The sequence below is a fragment of the Mesorhizobium sp. M0040 genome, from assembly GCF_040323505.1.
Lineage (GTDB): Bacteria > Pseudomonadota > Alphaproteobacteria > Rhizobiales > Rhizobiaceae > Mesorhizobium.
On record NZ_JAMYVA010000018.1, the window covers coordinates 17,234 to 43,346 of the forward strand.

General features: G+C 63.0%; 28 protein-coding genes. 23 read left to right on the forward strand and 5 right to left on the reverse strand.

Annotation, left to right across the window (positions count from 1 at the left end):
* Nucleotides 1–304: 304 nt before the first annotated feature.
* Complete coding sequence (gene hemB / locus NKJ91_RS17430) at nt 305–1,336, reverse strand: porphobilinogen synthase (RefSeq protein ID WP_023674482.1); 1,032 nt, start codon at nt 1,334–1,336, stop codon at nt 305–307.
* An 87-nt stretch (nt 1,337–1,423) separates the two neighbouring features.
* The gene (locus NKJ91_RS17435; RefSeq protein ID WP_352456574.1) at nt 1,424–2,248 is read right to left on the reverse strand and encodes a DUF8605 domain-containing protein; all 825 of its coding nucleotides are present in this window, start codon (nt 2,246–2,248) and stop codon (nt 1,424–1,426) included.
* A 145-nt stretch (nt 2,249–2,393) separates the two neighbouring features.
* Between NKJ91_RS17435 and NKJ91_RS17440 the strand changes: the two genes are divergently transcribed.
* The 4 genes from NKJ91_RS17440 to NKJ91_RS17455 all read left to right on the forward strand — a co-directional run bounded on the left by NKJ91_RS17440 (nt 2,394) and on the right by NKJ91_RS17455 (nt 6,165).
* Complete coding sequence (locus NKJ91_RS17440; RefSeq protein WP_352456575.1) at nt 2,394–3,437, forward strand: enoyl-CoA hydratase/isomerase family protein; 1,044 nt, start codon at nt 2,394–2,396, stop codon at nt 3,435–3,437.
* Nucleotides 3,434–3,856: a DUF6163 family protein gene (locus tag NKJ91_RS17445; protein WP_352456576.1), complete on the forward strand. Its 423-nt coding sequence runs from the start codon at nt 3,434–3,436 to the stop codon at nt 3,854–3,856. The genes NKJ91_RS17440 and NKJ91_RS17445 overlap by 4 nt, the downstream gene beginning before the upstream one ends.
* 202 nt (nt 3,857–4,058) lie before the next feature.
* Complete coding sequence (ldtR, locus tag NKJ91_RS17450; protein WP_023674486.1) at nt 4,059–4,574, forward strand: transcriptional regulator LdtR; 516 nt, start codon at nt 4,059–4,061, stop codon at nt 4,572–4,574.
* A 337-nt stretch (nt 4,575–4,911) separates the two neighbouring features.
* Entirely contained in the window at nt 4,912–6,165 is a 1,254-nt protein-coding gene (locus tag NKJ91_RS17455; RefSeq protein WP_023674488.1) for a L,D-transpeptidase family protein, read from the forward strand.
* On the opposite strand, the gene NKJ91_RS17460 is transcribed toward NKJ91_RS17455, so the two are convergent.
* Complete coding sequence (locus NKJ91_RS17460; RefSeq protein ID WP_156937265.1) at nt 6,162–6,299, reverse strand: hypothetical protein; 138 nt, start codon at nt 6,297–6,299, stop codon at nt 6,162–6,164. The two genes, NKJ91_RS17455 and NKJ91_RS17460, sit on opposite strands and share 4 nt — an antisense overlap.
* On the opposite strand from NKJ91_RS17460, the gene NKJ91_RS17465 reads away from it, so the two are divergent.
* The 13 genes from NKJ91_RS17465 to NKJ91_RS17525 all read left to right on the forward strand — a co-directional run bounded on the left by NKJ91_RS17465 (nt 6,294) and on the right by NKJ91_RS17525 (nt 18,771).
* Nucleotides 6,294–7,940, forward strand: coding sequence for a Na+/H+ antiporter (locus tag NKJ91_RS17465; protein WP_352456577.1), 1,647 nt, complete (start codon nt 6,294–6,296; stop codon nt 7,938–7,940). The genes NKJ91_RS17460 and NKJ91_RS17465 overlap by 6 nt on opposite strands.
* Before the next feature lie 116 nt (nt 7,941–8,056).
* Nucleotides 8,057–9,370: a serine hydroxymethyltransferase gene (gene glyA, locus NKJ91_RS17470; RefSeq protein ID WP_352456578.1), complete on the forward strand. Its 1,314-nt coding sequence runs from the start codon at nt 8,057–8,059 to the stop codon at nt 9,368–9,370.
* A 72-nt stretch (nt 9,371–9,442) separates the two neighbouring features.
* On the forward strand, nt 9,443–10,027 hold the full coding sequence (locus tag NKJ91_RS17475) for an invasion associated locus B family protein (RefSeq protein WP_352456579.1): 585 nt from the start codon (nt 9,443–9,445) through the stop codon (nt 10,025–10,027).
* Between the two features lie 152 nt (nt 10,028–10,179).
* Nucleotides 10,180–10,689, forward strand: a complete 510-nt coding sequence (gene nrdR, locus NKJ91_RS17480; RefSeq protein ID WP_352456580.1) for a transcriptional regulator NrdR — start codon at nt 10,180–10,182, stop codon at nt 10,687–10,689.
* Between the two features lie 2 nt (nt 10,690–10,691).
* Nucleotides 10,692–11,822: a bifunctional diaminohydroxyphosphoribosylaminopyrimidine deaminase/5-amino-6-(5-phosphoribosylamino)uracil reductase RibD gene (gene ribD / locus NKJ91_RS17485; protein ID WP_352456581.1), complete on the forward strand. Its 1,131-nt coding sequence runs from the start codon at nt 10,692–10,694 to the stop codon at nt 11,820–11,822.
* 30 nt (nt 11,823–11,852) lie between these two features.
* Nucleotides 11,853–12,470, forward strand: coding sequence for a riboflavin synthase (locus NKJ91_RS17490; protein WP_352456582.1), 618 nt, complete (start codon nt 11,853–11,855; stop codon nt 12,468–12,470).
* A 130-nt stretch (nt 12,471–12,600) separates the two neighbouring features.
* On the forward strand, nt 12,601–13,095 hold the full coding sequence (ribH, locus tag NKJ91_RS17495; RefSeq protein WP_352456583.1) for a 6,7-dimethyl-8-ribityllumazine synthase: 495 nt from the start codon (nt 12,601–12,603) through the stop codon (nt 13,093–13,095).
* Nucleotides 13,092–13,592, forward strand: a complete 501-nt coding sequence (nusB, locus tag NKJ91_RS17500; RefSeq protein WP_352456584.1) for a transcription antitermination factor NusB — start codon at nt 13,092–13,094, stop codon at nt 13,590–13,592. The genes ribH and nusB overlap by 4 nt, the downstream gene beginning before the upstream one ends.
* Nucleotides 13,589–14,806: an MFS transporter gene (locus tag NKJ91_RS17505; protein WP_352456585.1), complete on the forward strand. Its 1,218-nt coding sequence runs from the start codon at nt 13,589–13,591 to the stop codon at nt 14,804–14,806. The genes nusB and NKJ91_RS17505 overlap by 4 nt, the downstream gene beginning before the upstream one ends.
* Nucleotides 14,807–14,965: 159 nt before the next feature.
* Nucleotides 14,966–15,871 (forward strand): glycine betaine ABC transporter substrate-binding protein OsmF, encoded by a 906-nt coding sequence (osmF, locus tag NKJ91_RS17510; protein WP_352456586.1) that lies wholly within the window; start codon nt 14,966–14,968, stop codon nt 15,869–15,871.
* Between the two features lie 43 nt (nt 15,872–15,914).
* Complete coding sequence (locus tag NKJ91_RS17515; protein ID WP_352456587.1) at nt 15,915–17,090, forward strand: ABC transporter permease; 1,176 nt, start codon at nt 15,915–15,917, stop codon at nt 17,088–17,090.
* The gene (locus tag NKJ91_RS17520) at nt 17,087–18,025 is read left to right on the forward strand and encodes an ABC transporter ATP-binding protein (protein ID WP_023674500.1); all 939 of its coding nucleotides are present in this window, start codon (nt 17,087–17,089) and stop codon (nt 18,023–18,025) included. The genes NKJ91_RS17515 and NKJ91_RS17520 overlap by 4 nt, the downstream gene beginning before the upstream one ends.
* Nucleotides 18,022–18,771, forward strand: coding sequence for an ABC transporter permease (locus tag NKJ91_RS17525; protein WP_352456588.1), 750 nt, complete (start codon nt 18,022–18,024; stop codon nt 18,769–18,771). Before NKJ91_RS17520 ends, NKJ91_RS17525 begins: the two co-directional genes overlap by 4 nt.
* A 27-nt stretch (nt 18,772–18,798) precedes the next feature.
* Here NKJ91_RS17525 and NKJ91_RS17530 read toward each other — a convergent pair whose 3' ends face one another.
* Nucleotides 18,799–19,032: a hypothetical protein gene (locus tag NKJ91_RS17530; RefSeq protein ID WP_023674502.1), complete on the reverse strand. Its 234-nt coding sequence runs from the start codon at nt 19,030–19,032 to the stop codon at nt 18,799–18,801.
* Nucleotides 19,033–19,111: 79 nt separating this feature from the next.
* Between NKJ91_RS17530 and NKJ91_RS17535 the strand changes: the two genes are divergently transcribed.
* A complete protein-coding gene (locus NKJ91_RS17535) occupies nt 19,112–19,612 on the forward strand; it encodes a DUF2165 family protein (RefSeq protein WP_352456589.1) in 501 nt (166 codons plus the stop codon).
* A gap of 254 nt (nt 19,613–19,866) precedes the next feature.
* The gene (locus NKJ91_RS17540) at nt 19,867–22,008 is read left to right on the forward strand and encodes a sodium-translocating pyrophosphatase (RefSeq protein WP_352456590.1); all 2,142 of its coding nucleotides are present in this window, start codon (nt 19,867–19,869) and stop codon (nt 22,006–22,008) included.
* Nucleotides 22,009–22,132: 124 nt separating this feature from the next.
* On the opposite strand, the gene NKJ91_RS17545 is transcribed toward NKJ91_RS17540, so the two are convergent.
* The gene (locus tag NKJ91_RS17545) at nt 22,133–22,666 is read right to left on the reverse strand and encodes an outer membrane protein assembly factor BamE (protein ID WP_352449315.1); all 534 of its coding nucleotides are present in this window, start codon (nt 22,664–22,666) and stop codon (nt 22,133–22,135) included.
* Between the two features lie 114 nt (nt 22,667–22,780).
* Here NKJ91_RS17545 and NKJ91_RS17550 point away from each other — a divergent pair, with 114 nt between their 5' ends.
* The 4 genes from NKJ91_RS17550 to NKJ91_RS17565 all read left to right on the forward strand — a co-directional run bounded on the left by NKJ91_RS17550 (nt 22,781) and on the right by NKJ91_RS17565 (nt 26,084).
* Nucleotides 22,781–23,320, forward strand: coding sequence for a ubiquinol-cytochrome C chaperone family protein (locus tag NKJ91_RS17550; protein ID WP_352456591.1), 540 nt, complete (start codon nt 22,781–22,783; stop codon nt 23,318–23,320).
* Nucleotides 23,321–23,360: 40 nt separating this feature from the next.
* Nucleotides 23,361–23,909, forward strand: a complete 549-nt coding sequence (locus NKJ91_RS17555) for a YceD family protein (protein ID WP_352456592.1) — start codon at nt 23,361–23,363, stop codon at nt 23,907–23,909.
* Between the two features lie 123 nt (nt 23,910–24,032).
* A complete protein-coding gene (plsX, locus tag NKJ91_RS17560) occupies nt 24,033–25,103 on the forward strand; it encodes a phosphate acyltransferase PlsX (RefSeq protein ID WP_352449317.1) in 1,071 nt (356 codons plus the stop codon).
* A gap of 9 nt (nt 25,104–25,112) precedes the next feature.
* The gene (locus NKJ91_RS17565) at nt 25,113–26,084 is read left to right on the forward strand and encodes a beta-ketoacyl-ACP synthase III (RefSeq protein ID WP_023674509.1); all 972 of its coding nucleotides are present in this window, start codon (nt 25,113–25,115) and stop codon (nt 26,082–26,084) included.
* The last annotated feature ends 29 nt before the right edge of the window (nt 26,085–26,113 follow it).

The window sequence follows — 26,113 nt, forward strand, 5'->3', positions numbered from 1 at the left end:
TGAATCGCCGGCGGGGCAGTCGCTTCCAAATCATGTTGGAATAACCAATCTCAATGTCGGCGCCGCCGGCAGCTTCTCCCTGTATAGTGACGGGGAGAAGGGGCTGGCCGCAACGTCGATGTTTTTGCAACGCTGGAGATTGGTGAAATCTTTTACGAACGCGTCTTTCTCCCTGCCACTTTACGGGGAGAAATGCCCGGCAGGGCAACGAGGGGCAGCGTAAACTTGAAGCGATGTCCTGCGGCGTTCCATGTCGCGCTTTGGACGAACGAACACTACTCGATGCAGACGCTACAAAGGCGCATCACCCCTTGAGCATCGCCGCCACTTCGGGCGCAAAGTAGGTGAGAATCCCGTCGCAGCCGGCGCGCTTGAAGGCGAGCAGCGATTCCAGCATCGCCTTTTCGCCATCGATCCAGCCATTGGCGGCGGCGGCCTTGATCATCGAATATTCGCCCGAGACCTGATAGGCGAAGGTCGGCATCTGCAACTCGTCCTTCAGCCGCCGGATGATGTCGAGATAGGGCAGGCCGGGCTTGACCATCAGCATGTCGGCGCCCTCGGCGAGATCCTGCTCGGCCTCGCGCACCGCTTCGTCGGAATTGGCGTGGTCGATGTAATAGGTCTTCTTGTCGCCCTTGAGCAGGCCGGCGGTGCCGACCGCCTCACGATAGGGGCCGTAAAAGGCGGATGCGAACTTGGTCGCATAGGACATGATCGCCACATCCTGAAATCCATTGGCGTCGAGCGCATCGCGGATGGCACCGATCCGGCCGTCCATCATGTCCGAGGGGGCAATGATGTCGGCCCCCGCCGCCGCCTGGATGACTGCCGCCGCCGTCACCTGCTCCACCGTTTCATCATTGACGATAATGCCCTCGCGCAAGATGCCGTCATGGCCATGGGAGGTGAAAGGGTCAAGCGCGGCGTCGGTGATGATGCCGATCTCCGGCACCGCGTGCTTGATGGCGCGGGTGGCACGGTTGATGATGTTTTCCGGATCGAGGATATGCGAACCGGTCTGATCGCGCAGGCCGAGCTCCACATTGGGGAAAGTGGCGATCGCCGGAATACCAAGCTTGGCCGCGCGCTCAGCCTCCTTGACGGCGAGGTCTAGCGACAGGCGGAACACGCCGGGCATGGCGACGATCGGTTCGCGCACTTGTCTGCCGTCGACGACGAAGATCGGCCATATCAGATCGTCGACCGACAGCCGGTTCTCCTGGACAAGGCGGCGCGACCAATCGGCCTTGCGCATGCGCCGCAGCCGCCGGCTGCCGGTGATCTCGTCGACGCTGCGCGCGCCGGCAGGCTTTGCAGGGGTGAATTTGTTCATCGCAAAAACTCCGGATCGGGCGGCTTTTACCACGAGCCTCCGCTGCTGACCAATGCGACACGATTGCGCCAGCGGTCCTGTCGGGCGCTATTCTGGTTGGCCATTGCCCGACAGGATCTGCGCAGCACCCCGCATGGCGACGCGGAATGCCTCGTCGAAGCTGACGCCGCGCACTTGCCAATTGTAGCTCTTGCCATTCAAGGCAAGCCGCCAGTCGGCTATCCAGCCCAGTTCCTTGTCGCTCCAGACGATACTGCCGGCGAGCGCCTGGTCGGCTCCGGCCTTCCTGGCAAGCTGGTCCAGCGTCGTGATATCGGCATGGCGCAGGGCCTGGTCGTTAAGCTTCGAGGCCGACAGCAGCGACGCTTCGGGAAACACAATCCGCATGACCAGCGGACCGGTGGCATTGACGAACGATTCGCGCATCGCCGCCCCGCGCTCATCGTCGGCGGTCAGCACGAACTGCCTTGTGCCTTGCTCCGCCGCCAGGAAAATTACCAGGCGTGGCCGCTCGCCACGCCATGGTTTGCTGCCGAGCGTGGCAAGCACCGGATCGATAACGTCAGGCCTGTACAGACAAGTGAGATCGTGCGGCCGGTCATGGGTGCCCTGTTCGTCATGGACCGGAATGCCTTCGAGACGGTCGCGATAGCGGAATTCGGCAACGAAGCTGCCGGCCTTGTCGCGCAGCGCCGCCATCTCAGTTCTCTTCGGCAGCCGCTGATCGCCGGACACACGAACCAGCACCGCATCGAGGCAGGCCTTGAAACCGATCTGCCTGTTGACCTCGCCCTGGCCGGTGACGATGGTCTGCGATTGATAGAGTTCGTCGACGGTTTCGGCCGATACGGGAGGAGTGTTCGCAGCGATCAGGCCGACCACCACAACAGCAAGGCGCGGCAACCAAGGCATGGTTCAACCTTCCGGTTCAAAGCGCCAGCATTAGCACTGGGTGACGCCGACGACCATGCAGCGGATTGGCCGCCGCCATTGACGCGGCCATGCGCCACGCTTTAGCACTTCACTCCCGGCGGGCGCGGGGAGGGATTCTCTGGCGATGGATTTTGGCGGAGGCGACGAGATTCGCTTCGAAAGATTGGGCAGGGCTGGCGTCGTCACGCTGACGCGGCCGCAGGCGCTCAATGCCGTAACCCACCGCATGGTCAAGGCGCTGGACAAGGCGCTGCGCAGTTGGGAGCGCGACGACGGCGTCGACGTTGTCGTCGTCAAGGCCGAGGGCAGGGCATTTTCGGCGGGCGGCGACATCCTCCACATCTACGAAGCCGGCCGCGCAGGAAGGCCTCCGGTCGATTTCTTCGCCGATGAATACCGGCTGAACGCCCGCATCGCCCGCTTCAAGAAACCCTATGTCGCGGTGATCGACGGCATCGTCATGGGCGGCGGCGTAGGTATCTCCTTCCATGGTTCGCAGCGAGTGCTGACCGAGAACGCCCAGTTTGCCATGCCCGAGGTCGGCATCGGCTTTTTCCCGGATGTCGGCGCCAGCCATCTGTTGCCGGATCTCGGCGGCAGCTTCGGCATGTATCTGGCGCTGACCGGCAACCGCATCCGCTATGGCGATGCTTTGTGGTCGGGCCTCGCCACCCATACGATCAAGGCGGAGGACCAGGCCGGCTTCCTCGACCGTCTGGCGGAAAGCGGCGACCCGGAATCGGTGCTGCGCGGCTGCTTCGTCCCGGCCAGGCGCGAGACCGACAGGCCGACGCTGAAAGCCATCGCCCGGCATTTCGCGCAGCCGTCGCTGGCCGATATCGTCGCCAGTCTGGAGCGGGCAGCCGCTGCCGACGAGTTCGCGGCAAAGACGCTGGCCACCATCCGCACACGTTCACCGACCAGCCTGCATGTTGCATGGCGCCAGATTAGCGCCGGGCAGACGTTGTCGATGGACGAGTGCATGAAAATGGAGTTCCGTATCCTCAACCGCATGCTTGCCGGGCACGACTTCTATGAAGGTATCCGCGCCGCCATCATCGATAAAGGCTCGACGCCGCAATGGCGGCCGGCAGGTATCGATGACGTCAGCGCCGCCAACGTCGACGCCTATTTCGCATCGCTCGGCGAACGGGAACTGAAGTTGTGAGCGAGGTCGCCTCGAGACGCGTGGTGCTGCAGCCCTCGACGATCGAGGTCATCTTCGCCTGGTTCCAGCGCGTCATCGCCGGCTACTGTCTGCTGTTCGGCATCTTGTACTGGATCCGGCTGATCGGCTTTTACCCCGGTCCGTTGTGGCGCTTCGACCTGATGCCGGTGCACTGGCAGGTGGCGGCGGTGGTGCTGGCGGTGTTTTTTCCGTTCGCTGCCGCCGGCCTCTGGATGCTGGCGTCCTGGGGGCCGGTGATCTGGTTCATCTGCGCGGTGACCGAGAGCGTCATGTATGCCGGCTTCCCCGAGCTGTTCGGCCACCGGCCGCTGATCGTCGCCTCGCACCTTGCGGTGGCGCTGCTCTACATAGTGTTCCGCGTGGTGATCTGGATCCAGAAGCGGCAACCCCGGCGATAGCAATTCCGGCCAGGATCGTTGGCTAAATCTTTAGGTTAATTATCCTTGCTCGGGTGACCGTCCGTTAAGCCTCTTTCGAAACCCCTTACCGGTAAGCTCTTGTTAGCCTTGGCGTTTAAGTCGAATTTTATGAGTATTCGATAGTGTCGCGATCAAGGTGAAGAACAAAAAATCACCGGGCGACAAACGAGAGGCAAAGACAATGATCAATTCGCGTCCGGCGGCGAAGACCGCCAACGTATCCGATGACCGCCGCGAGGCGATCCGTTCGCTGTACATGGAATCGCTGCAGCTGGTCGAGCGGCTGCATCGCCGTCTGCTTGATGTGATCAAGGACGAATTCGACCGTAACGGTCGCTCCGACATCAACGCCATCCAGGCGCTGCTTCTGTTCAACATCGGCAATTCGGAGCTGACCGCCGGCGAACTGCGCTCGCGCGGCTATTATCTCGGCTCGAATGTCTCCTACAATCTGAAGAAGCTGGTCGATCTCGGCTTCATCAACCACCAGCGCTCGCGCATCGACCGCCGTTCGGTGCGGGTTTCGCTCACGCCGAAGGGCAATGAGGTGGCGGAAGTCGTCGCCGGCCTCTACGAGCGCCATGTCGGTTCGATCGAGCAGGTTGGCGGTATCAACACGGAAGAGTTCAAGCAGATGAACCGCGCCCTGCAGCGCCTGGATCGGTTCTGGAACGATACCATCGCCTACCGGATGTAATCGCATCCGCCGCATCTAGATCTGAAGCTGGACTACGGAAGTGCTGCCGCGGAGTGGACCAAAGGCCGGTGCCGAAAAGCACCGGTCTTTACGTTTCGTCAGGCCGGCCGATCCAAATTCGAGCAACAGCCACGTTGCCGCCATATTCCAATGGAACCGAAGATGCGGGTGATGCTGGGGCCAAAGCCGTGCATTTGTCCTGTGCTCAAGTCACTTCCCATGTGGTTTACACCGAAGTGATGCGGGCCATGGTTGGCTAATTGTTAAGAAGCCAACTCTAGAGTGCGGGCGAGACCGCCCGGTGAGTGGAATTGTAGCAAGAATGTCTGGAACGTCCATGAGAACCAGCCGCCGTTTCTTCCTTTCAGGAGCCTCCGCGCTCGCAGCCGCTATGGTCGCCGGCCGCGCCAGTGCGCAGGACGTGATCGGGGATATCCTGAAATCCTCGGCCCGCGGCAACTGGGACGACCAATTCGATGCGCGTGCCAGCGAAGGCGGCAAGGTTGCCTCGACGCTGCCGATCTTCAGCCTGCAGACGGTGTCCTTCACCGAGCAGGCGATCATGCAGTATCAGAATATCGTCGCGCAAGGCGGCTGGGAGCAGGTTCCAGACACCAAGAAGCTACAGCTTGGCGTCGAGGATCCCGATGTGGTGCCGCTGCGCAGGCGCTTGATGATATCGGGCGATCTGGCGCAGAGCGCCGGGCTCTCGGAAGCGTTCGATTCTTACGTCGACTCGGCGCTCAAGCGCTTCCAGTTGCGTCACGGCTTGCCGGCCGACGGAACCACGGGCAAATATACTTTCGCGGCAATGAACGTGTCGGCGCCGGTTCGGCTTGGTCAGTTGCAGACCAATCTGCAACGGCTGCGTGAGCGGGCCGGCACGCTTGGCAACCGCTATGTTCTGGTCGACATCCCGGCGGCGCAGATCGAGGCTGTCGAGAACGACCGCGTTGTGCTGCGCCACACCGCAATCGTCGGCAAGATCGATCGCCAGACGCCGATCGTCAATTCCAAGATCAACGAAATCATCGTCAATCCGTACTGGAACGCGCCGGTTTCGATCGTGCGCAAGGATATCATTCCGCTGATGCGGAAGGACCCCAACTATCTCAAGGATAGCCATATCCGCCTGTTTGCGCCGGACGGCAGCGAGGTCGACCCAATGACGGTCGACTGGTCGACCGACGATGCCGCCAAATACCGCTTCCGCCAGGATCCCGGTTCCGGCAACGCGATGGCCTCGGTCAAGATCAATTTCCCCAGCCCGGACGGCGTCTACATGCACGACACGCCGCAGCAGAGCCTGTTCGGCAAGCTGATGCGCTTCGATTCCTCTGGCTGCGTGCGGGTTCAGAACGTGCGCGACCTCGTCACCTGGATTCTGCGCGACACACCGGGCTGGGATCGGCAGCATTTCGAGGCGGCGATCAAGACCGGGGAGAACACGCCGGTGCAGGTCACCAATCCGGTGCCGGTTTATTTTCTCTACGTCTCGGCCTGGTCGACAGGGCCGGGCGTGGTCCAGTTCCGTGACGACATTTACGGCCTCGACGGAGCCAACGAGCTGCAGATCACATCCGCGCTCTAAGCAGCTGAGTTCATTTGCAAAAGGCCGCCGGAAGGGCGGCCTTTTTCGTTGCCGAGTCTTTCGCGGCAAGCTTTGCTGGACTGATCGCCGGCAAAAGAACGCGCGGCGCCGTATTCGGAAATCGCATCATGCATGTCGCAATGTTCATTCTGGTCGTGCTCATCTTCGTCGCCGTTTCGGGCGCGCTGGTCCGGCCGGTGCGGGTTCCGCTACCTGTGCTGCAGATCGCCATCGGCGCGGCACTGGCTTGGCCGGTGCGCGGAATGCATGTCGAGATCGATCCCGAGCTGTTTCTGCTGGTGTTCATCCCACCGCTGCTGTTCAGCGACGCCTATGGTGCGCCCAAGCGCGAACTGATCGCGCTGCGCGGGCCGATCCTCGACCTCGCCATCGGGCTGGTCTTCTTCACCATTGTCGGCTTCGGCTACGCTTTGCACTGGCTTGTGCCGAGCATCCCGCTCGTCGTCGCTTTCGCACTTGCTGCGGTGCTGTCCCCGACGGATGCGGTGGCCGTCTCCTCGATCGTCGACAAGAGCCTGGTCCCGGCCCGGCTGATGCACATCCTGGAGGGCGAGGCGCTGCTCAACGATGCGTCGGGCCTCGTGATGTTCCGCTTTGCGGTGGCAGCTGCCTTGACCGGCAGCTTCTCCTTCGTCGTGGCGTCCGTGACTTTCCTCTATGCCGTCGCTGCCGGCATCCTGGCCGGCGTGGCTGCCTTGTTCGTCGCCGCCAAGGCGCTGCAATTGCTGAACCGTATCGGCGGCGTGCCGGCCGAGGTGCAGGTGCTGGTCATGGTCCTGCTGCCGTTCATCGCCTATCTCGGCGCCGAGAATGTCGGCGCCTCGGGCATTCTGGCGGCGGTCACGGCCGGAGTGCTCACCGGCGGCTCCGGGATTTTCCGGTTTCTCGGCGTCTCGGCACGCATACAGACCGTATCGCTGTGGACGACGCTATCCTTCGTCTTCAACGGCGCGCTGTTCATCCTGCTCGGGTTGCAGCTTCCCGAAATCATCGGCAACGTGCCGCCTGAGCTCGGCAGCCGCTATCCGGTCATCCAGCCAATCGCCACGGTGGTCGCGCTGACACTATGCCTGATCGGGCTGCGCTTCCTGTGGATCTGGGTCGGCGACATCGCGACGCGCGTCTCGGCGCGATTACGCGAGCAGAAGGCCGAGCCGTTCGGGCTGCGCGTCCGGATCGCCGGCTCTGTTGCCGGCGTGCGCGGCGCCATCACGCTGGCCGGCATCCTGTCGCTGCCGCTCGCCATGCCGAATGGTTCGCCCTTTCCGGCGCGCGACGTGGTGATCTTCCTCGCCGCAGGCGTCATCATCTGCTCATTGCTCATTGCCAGCCTTGCCTTGCCCAAGGTGGCACGAGGGCTGGTCGAGCCGGGCGAGGATCCTGGCGCTGCCGAGGAGCGTCTTGCGCGCGTGGGCGCGGCCAAGGCCGCCATCGCCCGCATCGAGAGCATGGCCGGCGCGACCGACGGCGATGAAGGGGAAACACCCGGCGCCCGGCTTGCCGCCGCCGACAGCATCGTCGCCGGCTACCGTCGCCGCATCGCTGCCTCCGACGAGGCCGACGAGGCGCGCGCCGAGGCCCGCGAGGCCGGACGGCTGGAGCTCGAATTGAGGCTGGCGGGCATTGAGGCCGAACGCGCAGCGGTTCGCGCAATGTTTCGCAGCGGCCAGATTAACGACCATACGATGCAGGCGCTGTTCACCGAGATCACGCTCACCGAGGCCCTGCTGAAGGGCCGGCAGGCAAGGAAATAGAGGCTGCCAGTCTCTCTGGCGCAATCCGGCCAGCAAATTTCGCGCTGCAAACGTGGCGGGCCGAAAGCAACTGTGTTAATGGCGCGACAGACCCCGAACCTTGAGGATTTCAGCCCATGGCAACAGCAGCGGCAGTGTCGAACAAATTCGAATCCTTTTTCGAAACCACGCTTGCCGATGCCGACCCCGAGATTTTCGGCGCAATCCGCAACGAACTCGGCCGCCAGCGCCACGAGATCGAGCTGATTGCCTCGGAAAATATCGTCTCGCGTGCCGTGCTCGAGGCACAGGGGTCGATCATGACCAACAAATATGCCGAGGGCTATCCGGGCAAGCGCTACTATGGCGGCTGCCAATTCGTCGATGTCGCCGAGAAACTGGCCATCGAACGCGCGAAAAAGCTGTTCGGCTGCAACTTCGCCAACGTCCAGCCGAATTCCGGCAGCCAGATGAACCAGGCGGTGTTCCTGGCGCTGCTGCAGCCCGGCGACACCTTCATGGGCCTCGACCTCAATTCCGGCGGACACCTGACGCATGGCTCGCCGGTCAATATGAGCGGCAAATGGTTCAAGGTCGTCTCCTATGGCGTGCGCCGGGACGATCATCTGCTCGACATGGACGCGATCGAGAAGGCCGCCCATGAGACCAGGCCGAAATTGATCCTGGCCGGCGGCACAGCCTATTCACGTGTCTGGGACTGGAAGCGTTTTCGCGAGATCGCCGATTCGATCGGCGCCTATCTGATGGTCGACATGGCCCACATCGCCGGCCTGGTCGCCGGCGGCATGCATCCGTCGCCGCTGCCGCATGCCCATGTGGTCACCACCACGACGCACAAATCGCTGCGCGGGCCTCGCGGCGGCATGATCCTTTGCAACGACGAGGATATTGCCAAAAAGATGAATTCGGCCGTCTTCCCCGGCCTGCAGGGTGGACCGCTGATGCATGTGATCGCCGCCAAGGCGGTGGCTCTGGGCGAGGCGCTGAAGCCGAGCTTCAAGATCTATGCGGAGAGCGTCGTCGCCAATGCCAAGGCGCTGGCCTCCAGTCTGCAGGAAACCGGTCTCGACATCGTCTCCGGCGGCACCGACAACCATCTGATGTTGGTCGACCTGCGTCCCAAGAACGCCACCGGCAAGCGCGCCGAGGCTGCCCTTGGCCGCGCCAACATCACCTGCAACAAGAACGGCATCCCCTTCGATCCGGAAAAGCCTTTCGTGACATCGGGCGTTCGGCTCGGCACGCCGGCCGGCACCACGCGCGGCTTCGGTCAGGCCGAGTTCCGCGAGATCGGCAAGCTGATCGCCGAAGTGCTGGATGGACTGAAGGTCGCCAATTCCGACGAGGGCAATGCGGCCGTCGAGGCAACCGTGAAGGCCAAGGTGGCGGCATTGACGGATCGTTTTCCGCTTTACCCGTATCTTGGTTGACGCAGGGCGTCGTTCCCCCAACTGTGACGGCGCCGATCAACTGGGCGCACGGCTGCATCTCGGAGACGCTTGATGATGATGCGAATTTTCCGTTTCGCCGGTGTTGGCGCTGCCTTGCTCACCTTAGCCACCTCGCCGCTACTCGGCGCAGCCTTGGCGCAGACCGAGCCGACCCCGGCAACACCCAAGACAGAGACCTTCGGCAGGTGGTCCACCACGATGGACGAGGTCAACACCGGTGAGGATGTGCGCAAGACCTGCGCCGCCTCGACGGTCTTTTTCGACGCAAACGGCACCAGCGGCACCCTCACGCTGGCCATCTCGAATGGCGACGTACTGCCACCCGAGGGCTATCCGAGCCTCATCATCGCCGTGAGAAACAGTGACTTGCCCAAGGGGGACAACATCCCGGCGGTGTTCCGCGACGTCAACGACAAGATCAAGGCCGGTTTTCATGTTATCGCCGACGGACAGTGGATGATAGACAACAAGTCCGAGACCACGCTCGCGGTACTGCGCGCCATGCGCCGCACCAGCGCCCTCGATGTCAGCTTCGCCGACAAGCCGGTCGCGACCATATCGATGGACGGCTTCACCAAGGCCTATCGCTATCTCGGCACGTCTTGCGGCTTCCCGACCGGCGACGTCGCGCCCTGATTGGCGGACCGCTGTCAACTGATTGCCGCTCTCGCAATTTTCCTCGCGCCTCGCTATCTCTGAGGCGCGATCGGTCATCGGCCATACTTTGCCATCGTGGCAAAAACCTCTAAGCCGTTCGCACTACGAGAATCGCGAACCGAAGGCTCTCCATGCGCTGTCCCTACTGTCAGTCCGAAGATACGCAGGTGAAGGATTCGCGCCCTGCCGAAGACGGTGCAGCGATCCGCAGGCGGCGCGTCTGCCCGGATTGCGGCGGCCGTTTCACCACTTTCGAGCGCGTCCAATTGCGCGATCTCGTCGTGGTGAAGAAGTCTGGACGCAAGGTGCCGTTCGACCGCGACAAGTTGCTGCGTTCTGTCGAGATCGCGGTACGCAAGCGCAATGTCGACCCGGAACGTATCGACCGGGCGGTGACCGGCATCGTGCGCCAGCTCGAAAGCTCGGGCGAGACCGAGGTGGCCTCGGGGGAAGTCGGCCGGCTGGTCATGGAGGCGCTTAAGTCGCTCGATGATGTCGCCTATGTGCGCTTTGCCTCCGTCTACCGCAATTTCCGCGAGGCCAAGGATTTCCACGACGTGTTGGGCGAACTCAAAGGCGACGAGCCCAAAACCGACGAGCCCAGGGGCGAAGAGCTGAAGAGCGAAGAGGACGCCAGCTGAGCATGGCAGGGTCCGAACGCAGCACAGCTGAGCGAAAGGTCCTCGATCGCCGCTATATGGCGGCAGCCCTCAGGCTGTCGCGCAAGAATGCCGGGCGGACCTCGACCAACCCTTCCGTCGGCACGCTGATCGTGCGCGATGACGGCGACGGGCCGATGATCGTCGGCAGCGGCGTCACCGCCGTCGGCGGCCGGCCGCATGCCGAGACCGAGGCTTTGGCAGAGGCCGGCGAACTGGCGCGCGGCGCCACCGCCTATGTAACGCTGGAGCCCTGCGCCCATCACGGCCGCACGCCGCCTTGCGCCAATGCGCTGGTCAGTGCCGGCGTGGCGCGTGTGGTCGGCGCTGCCAGCGATCCGGACCCGCGTGTTTCCGGCAAGGGCTATGCAATCTTGCGTGCCGCCGGCGTCGAAGTGGTGGAAAAAGTGCTGGCCGCTGAAGCCGCGGAGCAGATGGCCGGCTATTTAATTCGATCTCTGAAAAAACGCCCGGAAGTGATCCTGAAACTTGCGCTTTCGAGCGACAACAAGATCGGCGTGAAAGGCGAGGGACAGGTCTCCATCACCGGCGATATCGCCCGACGCGAAGTCTATCTGATGCGCGCCGAAGCCGATGGCATATTGATCGGCATCGGCACGGCACTGGAGGACGATCCGGCGCTGACGGTTCGGCTTCCGGGACTGGAGAGCCGTTCGCCGGCGCGCATCGTACTCGACCGTCAGATCAGGCTACCCGAGACTTCGAAACTGGTCGCCGGCGTCGACCGTGTGCCGCTCTATGTCGCTGCCTGCGCCGAGGCCGATCCGCACCGGCGGGCCGCGCTCGAACGCACCGGCGTGCGCTTTATCGGCACTGAGACCTATGAAGGCGATATTGCGTTGCCGGAACTGCTCGAGGATCTGGCGGCGCTCGGCATGGCCAGCGTGCTGGTCGAGGGCGGCGCCGAGGTGGCCAAGGCGTTCCTTGAGGAAGGCCTAGTCGACCGCATCGTGCTGTTTCAGGGGCCGGATGCGATCGGCGGGGACGGCATTGCATCGCCGGTCGATGCCAACCATATCCCGCCAGGGTTTCGTAAATTGCGCGACATGCGTTTCGGCGAAGACACGTATGCCGAATGGACAAGAGACGTCTAGGACCGAACTGATGTTCACTGGGCCAAAGTAATGTTTACAGGAATTGTCACCGACGTCGGCACCGTCGCCGCCGTGAAGCCGCTCAGGGAAGGCGTCGGTTTGCGTATCGACACCGCTTACGATCCGCAGACCATTGCCATCGGCGCCTCGATTTCCTGCGGCGGCGTCTGCCTGACGGTAACGGGATTGCCGGAAGATGGCGCCAACGCACGCTGGTTCGAGGTCGAGGCCTGGGAAGAAGCGCTCAGGCTGACGACGGCGATGGGCTGGAAGGCCGGCACGCGAATCAACCTTGAGCGGGCACTGAAGATCGGCGACGAGCTTGGCGGCCATATCGTGTCGGGCCATGTCGACGGCATGGCCGAGATCGTGGCGCGCAAGGAAGAGGGCGACGCCGTTCGCTTCACCCTGGAAGCACCGCGAGAGCTGGCCAAATTCATCGCCCCCAAGGGCTCCGTCGCGCTCGACGGCACTTCGCTGACCGTCAACAACGTCGAAGGCACCCGCTTCGACGTGCTGTTGATCCACCATTCGCTGAGCGTCACCACCTGGGGCGAGCGGCAGGTCGGCGACCACGTCAATCTCGAGATCGACACCATGGCCCGCTACGCGGCGCGACTGGTGGAGGCGGCGAAGGAGGGACTTTGAGGCGCTCGTCCATAAAGCCCATTCCCTGATGCGACCGCCGCCGAGTTGGCCTTGAAAGTTCCTTCGGCAATCTTCCGCTTGCGATCAAACCGGCTTCGGCCTAAGTCACCGGCGATCCCCGGAGACATCTATGGCAGGCACATCCCAACACGGCAAAGCGTTCATCCGTCCGAAGAAGAAGGCCCACCTTCTTGTCATCGAGGCGCGCTTTCACGACGACCTTGCCGACGCGTTGCTCGAAGGCGCGACAAAGGCCCTCGAGGAAGCGGGCGCGACATACGATGTCGTCACTGTTCCGGGCTCGCTCGAAATCCCGGCGGTGATTTCCTTCGCGCTCGACGGTGCCTCCGAAGGCGGGACGAACTATGACGGCTTCGTCGCCCTCGGCACGGTGGTCCGCGGCGACACCTATCATTTCGATATCGTCGCCAATGAATCCAGCCGTGCCCTGATGGACCTGTCCGTGCAGGATGCGGTCTGCATCGGCAACGGCATCCTGACCACCGAAAACGACGAACAGGCCTGGACACGGGCCAGGCGTTCGGAAGGCGACAAGGGCGGCTTTGCGGCGCGTGCGGCGCTGACCATGATCGCCCTAAAGGAACAACTGGGAGAGCGATCGTGAGCGAACCCGCTTCGCCCGGCCAGCCTGCGGTTCGCCACGCCAACAAGCGCGGTGCTGCCCGTCTGGCGGCCGTGCAGGCGCTCTACCAGATGGATGTCGCCGGCAGCGGCGTGTTCGAGATCACCGCCGAGTACGAGGCGTTCAGGCTCGGCAAGGAAGTCGACGGCGCGCTCTATCGCGAAGCCGATGCTCAATGGTTTCGCGCCATTCTTGCCGGCGTCGTCGAGCACCAGAAGACGATCGATCCGATCATCCGACAGGCGCTGACCGAGGACTGGCCTCTGTCGAGGCTCGATTCCACATTGCGCGCCATATTGCGCGCCGGCGTCTACGAGCTGATGCAGCGCGAGGACGTGCCGGTGGCGGTCATCGTCTCCGAATATGTCGACATCGCCAAGGCATTTTACGAGGAAGACGAGCCGAAACTGGTCAATGCGGTGCTTGATCGCGTGTCGCGCCGGGTGCGTGGCGAGGGCCGCGGCAAGGACGCCTCATGACTGCTATCGTCGCCGTTGGGGCGGGCAAGGAAGCGCGTCGCACCGCCTTCATCCTCGCAGCCTCGCAGGCGATCATCGGCTCGGCCGCACCCATCGCCATTTCCATGGGCGGATTGGCCGGGCAGTACCTGCTCGATGCTGACAAGTCGCTGGCAACCGCGCCGATCACCGGTTTCAATGTCGGCGTGGCGCTCGGTTCCCTGCCGGCCGCGGCGATCATCCGCCGGCTCGGCCAGCGCGACGGCTTCATGACCGGCACAGCGGTCACGGCGCTTGGCGGGCTGGTCGCCACGCTGGCGCTGTTTCATGCCAGCTTCTGGCTATTCGCTTTCGGCTTGGCCGTGATTGGCATCGGGGGCGCTTTCGTCCAGCAGTTCCGCTTTGCCGCCGCCGACAATGCGCCGCCTGAATTCAAGGCGCGCGCCATCTCCTTCGTGCTGGCCGGCGGCATCGTCACCGCCATCCTTGGACCGCAGATCGTCATCTTCACCGGCGACCTGTTCTCGCCGGTGAAGTTTGCCGGCTCGTTTGCGTCCATCCTGGTGCTGGCGGCGGTCGGCGCCGCCATTCTCTCTTTGTTGCGCATCCCGGCCAAGGCAACCGACAAGGTGGAAATCGCCGACAGCGACGCCCGGCCGCTCTCGGAAATCGTCACCAGGCCGCGCTTCGTCGCAGCGCTGTTTTGCGCCGTCGGCAGCTACGCGTTGATGAGCTTCGTCATGACCGGCGCGCCGCTGGCCATGGTCGGCTGCGGCCTTTCGACCGACGACGCCACGCTCGGCATTTCCTGGCATGTGATGGCGATGTTCGCGCCGAGCTTCTTCACGGGGTCGCTGATCTATCGCTTCGGCGCTGAGCGGATTGTGGCCATCGGCCTGGTGCTGCTCATTGGCTGCGGTATAGTCGCGCTGTCGGGGTTGGCACTGTGGCAGTTCTGGACGACGCTGATCCTGCTCGGCCTTGGCTGGAACTTCAGCTTCATCGGTGCCACCGCCATGGTGGCCGACAGCTACCAGTCATCCGAAAAAGGCAAGGTCCAGGGTTTTCACGATTTCGTCCTGTTCGGCTCCGTCGCCTTCGCCTCGCTGATGTCGGGGGCAGTCTACAATGCCTGGGGCTGGGAGATGTTGAACTGGATGATTTTCCCGGTCGTCGTGCTGTGCTTCGTGGCACTGGGCGTGTTGAAGATGACGGGCTTGCGCGCGGCCAACTGACGTCACGCTGTCGGGACGAGGCAACAGCGGAGTCACTCGCATCCGAACAAAATTATTGCGCCCATCCCCTTTCTTATGAAACCGTATACCCCGACGGGGCATCGAAGCCATGCTCATATGCGGCAGCCGTATTCCGGTTCACAGCAAGGGATTTGTGAGATGTTTTCAATCAAGGTTCTGGCCGGCGCTGTACTGGCGCTCGGAGTTGCCTCGGCGAGTGCCCAGGTGGTGGTGTCGTCGAAGATCGACACCGAGGGCGGCGTGCTCGGCAATATCATCCAACTGGTGCTGAACGCCAACAATATCCAGACCACCGACCGCATCCAACTCGGCGGCACACCTGTGGTGCGCAAGGCGATTACAGCCGGCGAGATAGACATCTATCCGGAATACACCGGCAACGCCGCCTTCTTCTTCGAGAAGGCCGACGATCCGGTGTGGAAAGACGCCGCCAAGGCCTACGAGACTGCCAAGAAGCTCGACTACGACGCCAACAAGATCGTCTGGCTGTCACCGTCACCGGCCAACAACACCTGGGCGATCGCCCTGCGCAAGGAGGTCGCCGATACCAATAAGCTCGTCACCCTTTCCGACTTCGGCAAATATGTCTCGGGCGCCGGCAAGGTGGTGCTGGCGGCCTCCGCCGAGTTCGTCAATTCGGCGGCCGCGCTGCCCGCTTTCCAGAAGACCTATGGCTTCACGCTGAAGCCGGACCAGTTGATCACGCTGTCGGGCGGCGACACGGCGGCGACCATTGCCGCTGCGGCCAACCAGACCAACGGCGCCAACGCCACCATGGTCTATGGCACCGACGGCGGCATCGCGCCCTCCGGCCTCGTCGTGCTTGAGGACGACAAGGGTGTGCAGCCGGTCTACCAGCCGGCGCCGATCATCCGCGACGCGGTGCTGAAGGAGCATCCCGAGATCGAGACACTGCTGAAGCCGGTGTTCGCCAAGCTCGATCTTGTCACGCTGCAGGAGTTGAACGGCCGCGTGCAGGTCGGCGGCGAACCGGTCAAGGGCGTCGCCGAGGACTTTTTGAAAAAGAACGGCTTCCTCAAGTAAGGCGATTCCGGCGCGCCGCTTTCGAGGTGCGCCGGATCGGCCGATGGGGGAGGGCGTGCGCATCCGGTTCGACAAGCTCGGCGTGGTCATCGCGGCGATATCAGCCTATGCGGCTTTTGCGGCACCATTCGCCACCTTCCGCGCCAATCGCATCGTACCCGGCGAGGCGCGCTCGATCCTCGAATCTTTGCCTGCGATGGTCGGTCCGCTGTTGATGGCGATTGTCGTCGCAGCGGCGCTCATTGCGCTGCTGAAAACGCCGCTTGTTCTGCGCCTCGCCGCCGGTGTGGTTGCGCTTGCAGCGCTGGCGCTGCTGATCGGCGTCGCCGGCAGTTTCCTGACACCTGCCGGCAACACCTTCGCCCGTATCTCGCCGGCTTCGGGCTTTTGGCTGCTTATCTTCGCCTTCACGCTTCTGCTCGCCGACGTGCTTACTAGGCTGAACCTGTCGCCTCAGGCACGGATCGGCGTGCTTGTTGCCGCCGCAGCGGCGATCGGGCTGCTGCTCGTCTCGGGAAGCTGGAATAGCCTGTCGATCCTCAAGGAATATTTCAATCGCGCCGATAGTTTTTGGGCGGAAGGCTCCAAGCACGTGACGCTGGCGCTGGGTTCGCTGGCGGCAGCGGTGATTATCGGCCTGCCGCTCGGCATCCTCTGCCACCGCGTCGAGAAATTGCGGGCCGGTGTGCTCAACGTGCTGAACATCATCCAGACCATTCCTTCGATTGCGCTGTTCGGCCTCTTGATTGCACCGCTCGGCTGGGTCGCTTCGCATGTGCCGGGAGCTGCCGCGCTCGGCATTCGCGGCATCGGCACGGCGCCGGCTTTCGTCGCTTTGTTCCTCTATTCACTGCTGCCGGTAGTGGCCAACACCGTGGTCGGCCTCGCCGGTGTGCCGCGTGCCGCCAACGACGCAGCGCGCGGCATGGGCATGACCGACCGCCAGCGGCTGTTCGGCGTCGAGTTTCCGCTGGCTTTCCCGGTGATCCTCACCGGCATCCGCATCGTGCTGGTGCAGAATATCGGCCTCGCCACGATTGCCGCGTTGATCGGCGGCGGCGGCTTTGGCGTGTTCGTATTCCAGGGGGTCGGCCAGACGGCGATGGACCTGGTGCTGCTCGGTGCTGTTCCCACGGTGGTGCTGGCCTTCGCCGCTGCCATCATCCTCGATGCAGTGATCGAAATGAGCGCCAGCAAGCGCAGGGTTGAAACGGCATGATCGAGATCGAAGGCATCACCAAGCGCTACGGCGAGACGACAGTCGTCGACGACGTGTCGATAGTAATCGAGCCGCGCAGCATCGCCGTCATCGTCGGCACCTCCGGCTCCGGCAAGACGACGCTGCTTCGCATGATCAACCGGCTGGTCGAGCCGACATCGGGCGTGATCAAGCTCGACGGCGTCGATAACCGCTCGGTCCCGGATTATGAGCTGCGTCGCAGCATCGGCTATGCCATCCAGGGCCACGGCCTGTTTCCGCATCGCACGGTGGCGCAGAACATCGCCACTGTGCCGGTATTGCTCGGCTGGGGCGCCAACCGCATCAAGGCCCGCGTCGACGAGCTGATGACGCTATACCAGCTCGACCCGCAAGCCTACGGGCCACGCTATCCGCATGAGCTTTCCGGCGGTCAGCAGCAGCGCGTCGGCGTCGCCCGGGCGCTTGCCGCGGAACCCAACGTGCTGTTGATGGATGAGCCGTTCGGTGCGCTCGATCCGATCATCCGCAACAAGGCGCAGGAGGATCTGCTGGCGATCCAGAAACGCTTCGGCACCACCATCATCCTAGTCACCCATGACATGGAAGAGGCCGTTCACATGGGCGACAAGATCGCGGTGATGGATGGCGGCAAAGTAGTGCAATATGCCGCGCCGGCCGAGATACTGGCGAAACCGGCCAGCGCGTTTGTCGAGACCCTGGTTGGCGCCAGCGAAAAACCGTTCCGGCTGTTGTCGCTTGGCCGGGTGCGCGACGCGGTGGAAAAAGGCACGGCCGAAGGCGAGGCGATCCCCGGTGACGCCAGCCAACGCGACGCGTTGGCCGAACTCCTGTGGTCGGGCCGCCCGGCACTTCCGGTGAAAGATTCTGACGGCAAATCGCTTGGCCGCGTCACTGTGGACGGGCTGGTTAAGCGCGCGGCGAGGCCGGCATGAAAGCCTGGCTTCCGTCGCTGCTCAGGCTTGCCTTGGTGGTGGTGCTTATTGCCTTCGTCGCCAATCCCGGCTGGTTCGAACCGCTGCTGAGGCCGCTGACAGAGAACAACGCGCCGGTAATCTACAATCAGGGCAGCCTTTTGACGTTGACGCTGCTGCATCTGCGGACCGTACTGATCGCGACGGTTGCCGCGACGATCGTTGCGGTCGCGCTCGCCATTCTGGTCACCAGGCCAGCCGGCGCCGAATTCCTGCCGCTGTCGCGCAGCCTGGTCAATATCGGCCAAACCTTTCCGCCGGTGGCGGTGCTGGCGCTTGCCGTGCCGGCCGTCGGCTTCGGCGAAAAGCCGACGCTGATTGCGCTGTTTCTCTACGGACTGCTGCCGATCTTTGAGAATGCGCTGACCGGCCTGACGACGCTGCCGGCCAACGTAGTCGAGGCGGCGCGTGGCGCCGGCATGACCGGCTGGCAAAGACTGGTCAAGGTCGAGCTGCCGCTCAGCGCGCCGATCATTCTCGGTGGTATCCGGCTGTCGGTGGTGATCAGCCTTGCCACCGCGACCATCGGCTCGACGGTAGCGGCGAGGACACTGGGCGAGGTGATCATCGCAGGCCTGCTGTCGAACAACCTCGCCTTCATCCTGCAGGGTGGCCTGATCGTCGCTGCCCTTGCCGTGCTGATCTATGACGGGCTGTCGGCGGTCGAGCGCTATACCGCCCGGCGCATGGGACGCGAGCCCGAGTAGCGTCTCGGGGCGAAGTTCGCTCTTTTTTCAGTGGCCGGTCGACCGCGTCGGATGATCGAGCGTCAGTTCCAGCGTTGTGCCCGTCTCGCCGGTGATCCAGCGGCGGCGGATGATGGCGAAATCGTGCTGTGTGTCGGCTCTAACCACAGAGACCAAGTCGCCCACCGCGCAATCACTGTCGAGATCGAGGGCTTCGACAGTCTCGGCAATGTCTTGCTTGCCGGCATAATGTCTCGCAATGGCTGTGAGCACGATGATCACTGGCCCACCCGTTGCGCGATCTTCGGGACTCGGCGATTGATGAGTGCGATGCCCCGATCTTTCAGCAGGAGTTCTTGCCATGACCGCGCGTTTCTCCAAGATCGTCATGTGTTTGTGTCTGGCGGCTTTCGCCTTCCTCGTCGCCTTCGGCAACATCACCGATTACGGCTCAAACTTCGCCTTTGTCCAGCATGTGCTGAGCATGGACACGACCTTTCCCGGCAATGCACTGATGTACCGCTCGATCACCAACCCGTCGCTGTGGACGGCTGGCTACTGGCTGATCATCATTGGCGAGGCGCTGACCTGCCTGCTTTACCTAATCGCCGCCTGGCAACTCTGGCAGGCGCGCAAAGCCAGCGGACAGGCATTCAACGATGCCAAGAAGTTCGTCATCATAGCCGCCACAATGGGTTTCCTTGTTTGGTATTTCGGCTTCATGGTCGTTGGCGGCGAGTGGTTCGCCATGTGGCAGTCTTCGATTTGGAATGGTCAGGAGGCGGCGTTCAAATTCTACATGACCATGCTGGTGGTGCTGGTCTTCGTCGTCCAGCCGGACGGCGACCCGCGTAAAGCCTGACCGCCGTTCGCCGATTTCAACCGATCTAACCGGATGGCAGTGTCGACAGGCGCACACTGCCGTCCAGCCTTTTGGACGAAACCCGGGATCTTTTGGGCGAAAGCCGGACAGGAACGCAACAATATCTTGACGTTCCGAGCCCTGTTTCGCATAAGCCGCTGCGAAGGGACGGATTCCGGTTGCGGAAAATTCGTCCCTGTCTCAACGGCCCGGGGAGGGGTTCTTTTGGGCCACCAATCGAGGAAAATTCGGCAATGACCATACTTTCAGCTGTCATCGCCTGCGGTCTGCTTTCAGTCCTTTACGCCATCTGGGCGACACGTTCGGTCCTCGCGGCCGATCAGGGCAATGCACGCATGCAGGAAATTTCCGCGGCCATCCGCGAAGGCGCGCAGGCCTATCTGGCGCGCCAGTACACCACTATCGCCATCGTCGGCGTCGTGGTCCTGCTGCTCGCCTGGTGGCTGCTTTCGATCACCGCCGCCATCGGCTTCCTGATCGGCGCCGTTCTATCGGGCGCCGCTGGCTTCATCGGTATGCACGTCTCGGTGCGCGCCAATGTGCGCACCGCGCAGGCGGCTTCCAACAGCCTCGCTGCCGGCCTCGAGATCGCCTTCAAGTCGGGCGCCATCACTGGCATGCTGGTTGCTGGCCTGGCCCTGCTCGGCGTCTCGATCTACTACCTGATCCTGACCCAGTTCATGGGTCTGCAGCCCGACGATCGCGTCGTCATCGACTCGCTTGTTTCGCTCGGCTTCGGCGCCTCGCTGATCTCGATCTTCGCCCGTCTCGGCGGCGGCATCTTCACAAAAGGCGCCGACGTCGGCGGCGATCTCGTCGGCAAGGTTGAAGCCGGCATTCCCGAGGACGATCCACGCAATCCGGCCACCATTGCCGACAATGTCGGCGACAATGTCGGCGATTGCGCCGGCATGGCCGCCGACCTGTTCGAGACCTATGCGGTGACGGTGGTCGCCACCATGGTCCTCGCCGCCATCTTCTTCGGTGGCACCGCCGTTCTCGGCGCGGCCATGCTCTATCCGCTGGCCATCTGCGGCGCCTGCATTCTCACCTCGATCGTCGGCACTTTCTTCGTCAAGCTCGGTTCCAGCGGCTCGATCATGGGCGCGCTCTACAAGGGCCTGATCGTCACCGGCCTGCTGTCAATTGTCGGCCTTGCCGTGGCCACCTCGGCATGCATCGGCTGGGGTGAGATCGGCACCGTCGCCGGCATGGCCATCACCGGCACCAACCTGTTCATCTGCGGCCTGGTCGGCCTTGTGGTGACCGGCCTCATCGTGGTGATCACCGAATACTATACCGGCACCAGCAAGCGTCCGGTGAACTCCATCGCCCAGGCCTCGGTCACCGGTCACGGCACCAACGTCATCCAGGGCCTCGCGGTCTCGCTGGAAGCGACGGCGTTGCCGGCGATCGTCATCGTCGGCGGCATCATCTCGACATACCAGCTTGCCGGCCTCTATGGCACGGCGATCGCGGTGACGACGATGCTTGGCCTCGCCGGCATGATCGTCGCGCTCGATGCCTTCGGCCCGGTCACCGACAATGCCGGCGGCATTGCCGAAATGGCCGGCCTTCCCAAGGAAGTGCGCCAGTCAACCGACGCGCTTGACGCTGTCGGCAACACCACCAAAGCGGTAACCAAGGGCTACGCCATCGGCTCGGCCGGCCTCGGCGCGCTGGTGCTGTTCGCGGCCTACTCTAACGACCTGAAGTTCTTTGCCGCCAATGGCGACAAATACCCGTACTTCCAGGGCATGGGCGACGTCTCCTTCGACCTCTCCAACCCTTACGTCGTCGCCGGCCTGATCTTCGGCGGCCTGATCCCGTATCTGTTCGGCGGCATCGCCATGACCGCCGTCGGCCGCGCCGCGGGTGCTATCGTCCAGGAGGTGCGCAAGCAGTTCCGCGAGGATCCGGGCATCATGGCCGGCACCTCGAAGCCGAACTATGCGCGCGCCGTCGACCTTCTGACCAAGGCAGCGATCCGGGAGATGATCGTTCCGTCATTGCTGCCGGTGCTGGCACCGCTGGTGGTCTATTTCGGCGTCCTCCTGATCTCCGGTTCGAAGGCATCCGCCTTTGCCGCGCTCGGCGCCTCGCTGCTCGGCGTCATTGTCAACGGCCTGTTCGTTGCCATCTCGATGACCTCCGGCGGCGGCGCCTGGGACAACGCCAAGAAGTCGTTCGAAGATGGTTTCGTCGACAAGGACGGCCTCAAGCACATCAAGGGCTCCGAAGCGCACAAGGCTTCGGTGACCGGCGACACGGTCGGCGATCCCTACAAGGATACTGCCGGCCCAGCGGTCAATCCGGCGATCAAGATCACCAACATCGTCGCGCTGCTGTTGCTGGCCGTTCTCGCGCACGGCTAAGCTCGGTCGCTATGGCCTTAAGACAAAAACCCGCGGGATCGCTCCCGCGGGTTTTTCATTGCCTGAGATATGCCGCTTACAGGGAAGCGAAAGGAACGGAAGGAAGCCGACACCCTCGGGCGGATCAGGAGCCGCCGAGCGTGCTGCCGCCGCTGGCGCCGGGAACACCAGGCGCCAGCTTGCTGGCGCCACTGATGATCTGGCTGAGGAAGTTCTGGTCCTTGCCGCCGGTCGGCGTGGTGCGCGAGATGAAGTCGAACACCTTGCCGTCCTTCAAGCCGTAATTGGCGATCTGGGTGACGCGCCCGTCATCGCCAAAATAGACCGCCAGCACATGCTGGTCGACCAGCCGCGGCTTGTCGAAGGCGACATAGCGCTTGCGCGTCTGAGAAATGTAATAAAAGGCCTCGTTATCGAAGGTCGCCTTGGTCGAGGGAGTGCCGAGCGCCAGCAGCACCTGTTCGCGGCTTGAGCCGACCGGCACCAGGTCGATCGCCTGCTGGTCGATGACGTAGCCTTGCGTCAGCGTCTCGCTCGGATTGAGATCGCCGATCATCTTGGACGAATTGCAGGCGGAAAGCGCCGCAGCGATCACCAGCAGCGAAACCGCACCGCCGGGCCTGGGCAGGAAAGTCGACTTGAATTTCAGCGCGCGCAACTACAACTCCATAAGCTGGCCGCAACTTGCGCTGGGCCGCAAAACCGGTAAACCAGCTTGCTTGCCGATGCAACAAGGCCACTTCAACAAACGGTCCCGGGAGACCACCCTCAAATGTTCCAGCGCCTCTTTGGCCACGAACGACATGCCAACCGCGCCATCACCGAGGCGCTTTACGCACAAATCGTGGCGGCGGCGCGGCAAACGGTGTTTTATTCCGCCTGGAACGTGCCGGACACGCCGCTCGGCCGCTTCGAGATGCTGTCGTTGCACATGTTCCTGTTCCAGCACCGGTTGCGCGGCGAGGGCGGTGCTGCGGCAGAGGTTGCGCAGGTGCTGATCGACGAGTTCTTCATGGATGTCGAACATTCGTTGCGTGAATTGGGCATTGGCGACGTCGGCGTGCCGAAGCGAATGCGGAAACTGGCGAAGATGTTCTATGGCCGTACCGCCGCCTATGATGATGCGCTGCAACGAAATGACCATGATGCACTCGCCGCCGCCCTTGCCCGCAATGTCAGGCCGGATGCCGGCGCCTGGCCGCAAGCGTCGCAACTGGCACTCTATGCCGCCGATGCATCAAGGCAACTCGCGGAACAGCCGACCGAATCGATCGTTTCCGGAACGGTGGCATTTCCCGTGGCCAACGCTTGAGCGACGGCAGGCCGATGAAGGTGGCGAAGTGGAGGCGAAGATGAAACACCCTGATACCCACAGCCCAGTGTCATTCCTGGCAAATGTCGCCCGGCTGCCGCAAAAGGGGCTGCCGGTGGTGATCGATGCCGACGCTGGGCAGCGCGCCCTGCTGGCCGTCGAGCACGAGCTGCTTTCGGTCGAGAACTATCGCGCCGAACTCCTGGTCGAGCCCTGGAAACGCAATGGGGTGAAAGTCAGCGGCCATGTCGAGGCCGATATAACGCAGGCCTGCATCGTCACCCTCGACCCGGTCGAGGCGCATATCGACGAGCCGGTCGAAGCGCTGTTCCTGCCGGAGCAATCCAAGCTCGGGCGGCAAGGTTTCGACGGCGGCGGTGAGATCCTGCTCGACGCCGAAGGCCCGGACAGCCCGGAAACCTTTTCCGGCGATGCGATCGACGTCGGGGCGCTTGCCGAGCAGTTCTTTGGCTTGGCGATCGATCCATATCCGCGCAAGCCGGGTGTATCGCTGGAGGCCGCCGGCGATGCCGAGCCTGTGGAGAATGAATTCCAGCAAAAGCTCAGATCACTGTTGGGAAAATCCTGATAGCTGACCCAATTTGAGAAAAGTTGGTTGTGCGGCAGCCCAAAACCGTTATTTTCGCCGAACCTTCGCGAGCCCCGCACCTTGGCAAGCCCGCTGGCCAAGCAACCGTGAGATGAACACCGCGTGATCAGGATTTCCATCGATGCCATGGGCGGCGATCACGGGCCAAGCGTGGTCATCCCGGCGCTCATGACTGTCGCCACCCGCCGTCCGGATATACGCTTCGTCATTTATGGGCGCGAAGAAGTGGTACGGCCCGAACTCGCCAAATTCCCCAAGCTGGCGGAAGTGAGCGAGTTCATCCACTGCGAGATCGCAGTGCGGATGGACGACAAGCCGAGCCAGGCGCTGCGCCATGGCCGCTGGAAGTCATCGATGTGGAAGGCCGTCGAGGCGGTCAAGGCAGGCACTGCCGACGCCTGCATCTCGGCCGGCAATACCGGCGCGCTGATGGCAATGTCCAGATTCTGCCTTCGCACCATGGCGACCATCGATCGCCCGGCAATCGCGGCGCTCTGGCCGACATTGCGCGGCGAGAGCGTGGTGCTGGACGTCGGCGCCACCATTGGCGCGGATGCGCATCAACTGGTTGATTTTGCCATTCTGGGCACCGGCATGGCGCGCTCGGTTTTCGGCATCGAACGGCCGAGCGTCGGCCTGCTCAATGTCGGCGTCGAGGAGATCAAGGGCCAGGAAGAGGTCAAGGAGGCGGGTCGTATGTTGCGCGAGGCCAACATGGCCTCGATGAACTACCATGGCTTTGTCGAGGGTGACGACATCGGCAAGGGCAGTGTCGACGTCGTCGTTACCGAAGGATTTGCCGGCAACATCGCGCTGAAGACGGCGGAAGGCACCGTCAGGCAGATCGCCGGCTATCTGCGCGCGGCGATGAACCGGACGCTGATGGCCAGGATCGGCTATATCTTCGCCAAGACCGCCTTCGATCGCCTGCGCGAGAAGATGGATGTCGGCCGCTCCAATGGCGGCGTCTTCCTCGGATTGAACGGCATCGTGGTGAAAAGCCATGGCGGGGCTGATTCGGATGGCTTTGCGGCGGCGATCGAGCTTGGCTACGACATGGTGCGCAACAATCTGCTTGACCGCATCGAAGCCGATCTCGACCTGTTCCATGCCCGCAATCCGAATGCCCAGACAATCCGGAAATCCGACGTCGTCATCGACGCAAAGGAATAGGAAAGAGCATTGATCAGATCAGTCGTGCGCGGCACGGGCGCCGCGCTGCCCCGCCGCATTATGAAGAATGCCGATTTCGAAGGCATGGTCGAGACGTCGGACGAGTGGATCGTCCAGCGCACCGGCATTCGCCAGCGCCACATTGCGGCCGACGACGAGACGACGGCCTCGCTGGGCGAGGCGGCAGCGCGCGCAGCCCTCGACAGCGCCGGCCTGACGGCTGACGACATCGACCTGATCGTGCTGGCGACCTCGACGCCCAACAACACCTTTCCCGCGACCGCGGTCGAGATCCAGAACCGGCTCGGCATGCACCACGGTTTTGCCTTCGACCTGCAGGCGGTCTGCTCCGGCTTCGTCTATGCAGTGACGACCGCCGACCTCTATATCCGCGGCGGCTTGGCCAGACGGGTACTGGTGATCGGCTCGGAAACATTTTCGCGTATTCTCGACTGGAACGACCGCTCGACCTGCGTTTTGTTCGGCGACGGCGCCGGCGCGATGGTGCTGGAAGCAGGCACGGGGGCAGGCGGCATCGCCGACCGAGGCGTTCTGGCGGCCAGCCTGCGCTCCGACGGCATCCACAAGGACAAGCTTTTCGTCGACGGTGGGCCGTCGACCACCGGAACCGTCGGGCACCTCAGGATGGAAGGCCGCGAAGTGTTCAAGCATGCGGTCGGCATGATCACCGACGTCATCGAGGCGACGTTCGCACAGGCCGGCATCGGCGCCGCCGATCTCGACTGGTTCGTGCCGCATCAAGCCAATAAACGAATTATTGACGCTTCGGCCAAAAAGCTCGGGATAGAGGAGCGGAAGGTGGTGGTGACCGTCGATTTGCACGGTAATACCTCGGCGGCTTCCGTGCCGCTGGCACTGTCCGCAGCCGTCGCCGACGGTCGCATCAAAAAGGGTGACCTGGTACTGCTCGAGGCGATGGGCGGCGGCTTCACCTGGGGTGCCGTCCTGCTCCGCTGGTAAGTGCCGAACTATCGGGTTCGGGTCCTTGA

Excerpts from the sequence above, each read along its gene's own strand:
- hemB (WP_023674482.1), bottom strand. The coding sequence starts at position 1,336 with ATGAACAAATTCACCCCTGCAAAGCCTGCCGGCGCGCGCAGCGTCGAC.
- NKJ91_RS17435 (WP_352456574.1), bottom strand. The coding sequence starts at position 2,248 with ATGCCTTGGTTGCCGCGCCTTGCTGTTGTGGTGGTCGGCCTGATCGCT.
- NKJ91_RS17440 (WP_352456575.1), top strand. The coding sequence starts at position 2,394 with ATGGATTTTGGCGGAGGCGACGAGATTCGCTTCGAAAGATTGGGCAGG.
- ldtR (WP_023674486.1), top strand. The coding sequence starts at position 4,059 with ATGATCAATTCGCGTCCGGCGGCGAAGACCGCCAACGTATCCGATGAC.
- NKJ91_RS17455 (WP_023674488.1), top strand. The coding sequence starts at position 4,912 with ATGAGAACCAGCCGCCGTTTCTTCCTTTCAGGAGCCTCCGCGCTCGCA.
- NKJ91_RS17465 (WP_352456577.1), top strand. The coding sequence starts at position 6,294 with ATGCATGTCGCAATGTTCATTCTGGTCGTGCTCATCTTCGTCGCCGTT.
- NKJ91_RS17460 (WP_156937265.1), bottom strand. The coding sequence starts at position 6,299 with ATGCATGATGCGATTTCCGAATACGGCGCCGCGCGTTCTTTTGCCGGC.
- glyA (WP_352456578.1), top strand. The coding sequence starts at position 8,057 with ATGGCAACAGCAGCGGCAGTGTCGAACAAATTCGAATCCTTTTTCGAA.
- NKJ91_RS17475 (WP_352456579.1), top strand. The coding sequence starts at position 9,443 with ATGATGATGCGAATTTTCCGTTTCGCCGGTGTTGGCGCTGCCTTGCTC.
- nrdR (WP_352456580.1), top strand. The coding sequence starts at position 10,180 with ATGCGCTGTCCCTACTGTCAGTCCGAAGATACGCAGGTGAAGGATTCG.
- ribD (WP_352456581.1), top strand. The coding sequence starts at position 10,692 with ATGGCAGGGTCCGAACGCAGCACAGCTGAGCGAAAGGTCCTCGATCGC.
- NKJ91_RS17490 (WP_352456582.1), top strand. The coding sequence starts at position 11,853 with ATGTTTACAGGAATTGTCACCGACGTCGGCACCGTCGCCGCCGTGAAG.
- ribH (WP_352456583.1), top strand. The coding sequence starts at position 12,601 with ATGGCAGGCACATCCCAACACGGCAAAGCGTTCATCCGTCCGAAGAAG.
- NKJ91_RS17505 (WP_352456585.1), top strand. The coding sequence starts at position 13,589 with ATGACTGCTATCGTCGCCGTTGGGGCGGGCAAGGAAGCGCGTCGCACC.
- osmF (WP_352456586.1), top strand. The coding sequence starts at position 14,966 with ATGTTTTCAATCAAGGTTCTGGCCGGCGCTGTACTGGCGCTCGGAGTT.
- NKJ91_RS17515 (WP_352456587.1), top strand. The coding sequence starts at position 15,915 with ATGGGGGAGGGCGTGCGCATCCGGTTCGACAAGCTCGGCGTGGTCATC.
- NKJ91_RS17520 (WP_023674500.1), top strand. The coding sequence starts at position 17,087 with ATGATCGAGATCGAAGGCATCACCAAGCGCTACGGCGAGACGACAGTC.
- NKJ91_RS17525 (WP_352456588.1), top strand. The coding sequence starts at position 18,022 with ATGAAAGCCTGGCTTCCGTCGCTGCTCAGGCTTGCCTTGGTGGTGGTG.
- NKJ91_RS17535 (WP_352456589.1), top strand. The coding sequence starts at position 19,112 with ATGACCGCGCGTTTCTCCAAGATCGTCATGTGTTTGTGTCTGGCGGCT.
- NKJ91_RS17540 (WP_352456590.1), top strand. The coding sequence starts at position 19,867 with ATGACCATACTTTCAGCTGTCATCGCCTGCGGTCTGCTTTCAGTCCTT.
- NKJ91_RS17550 (WP_352456591.1), top strand. The coding sequence starts at position 22,781 with ATGTTCCAGCGCCTCTTTGGCCACGAACGACATGCCAACCGCGCCATC.
- NKJ91_RS17555 (WP_352456592.1), top strand. The coding sequence starts at position 23,361 with ATGAAACACCCTGATACCCACAGCCCAGTGTCATTCCTGGCAAATGTC.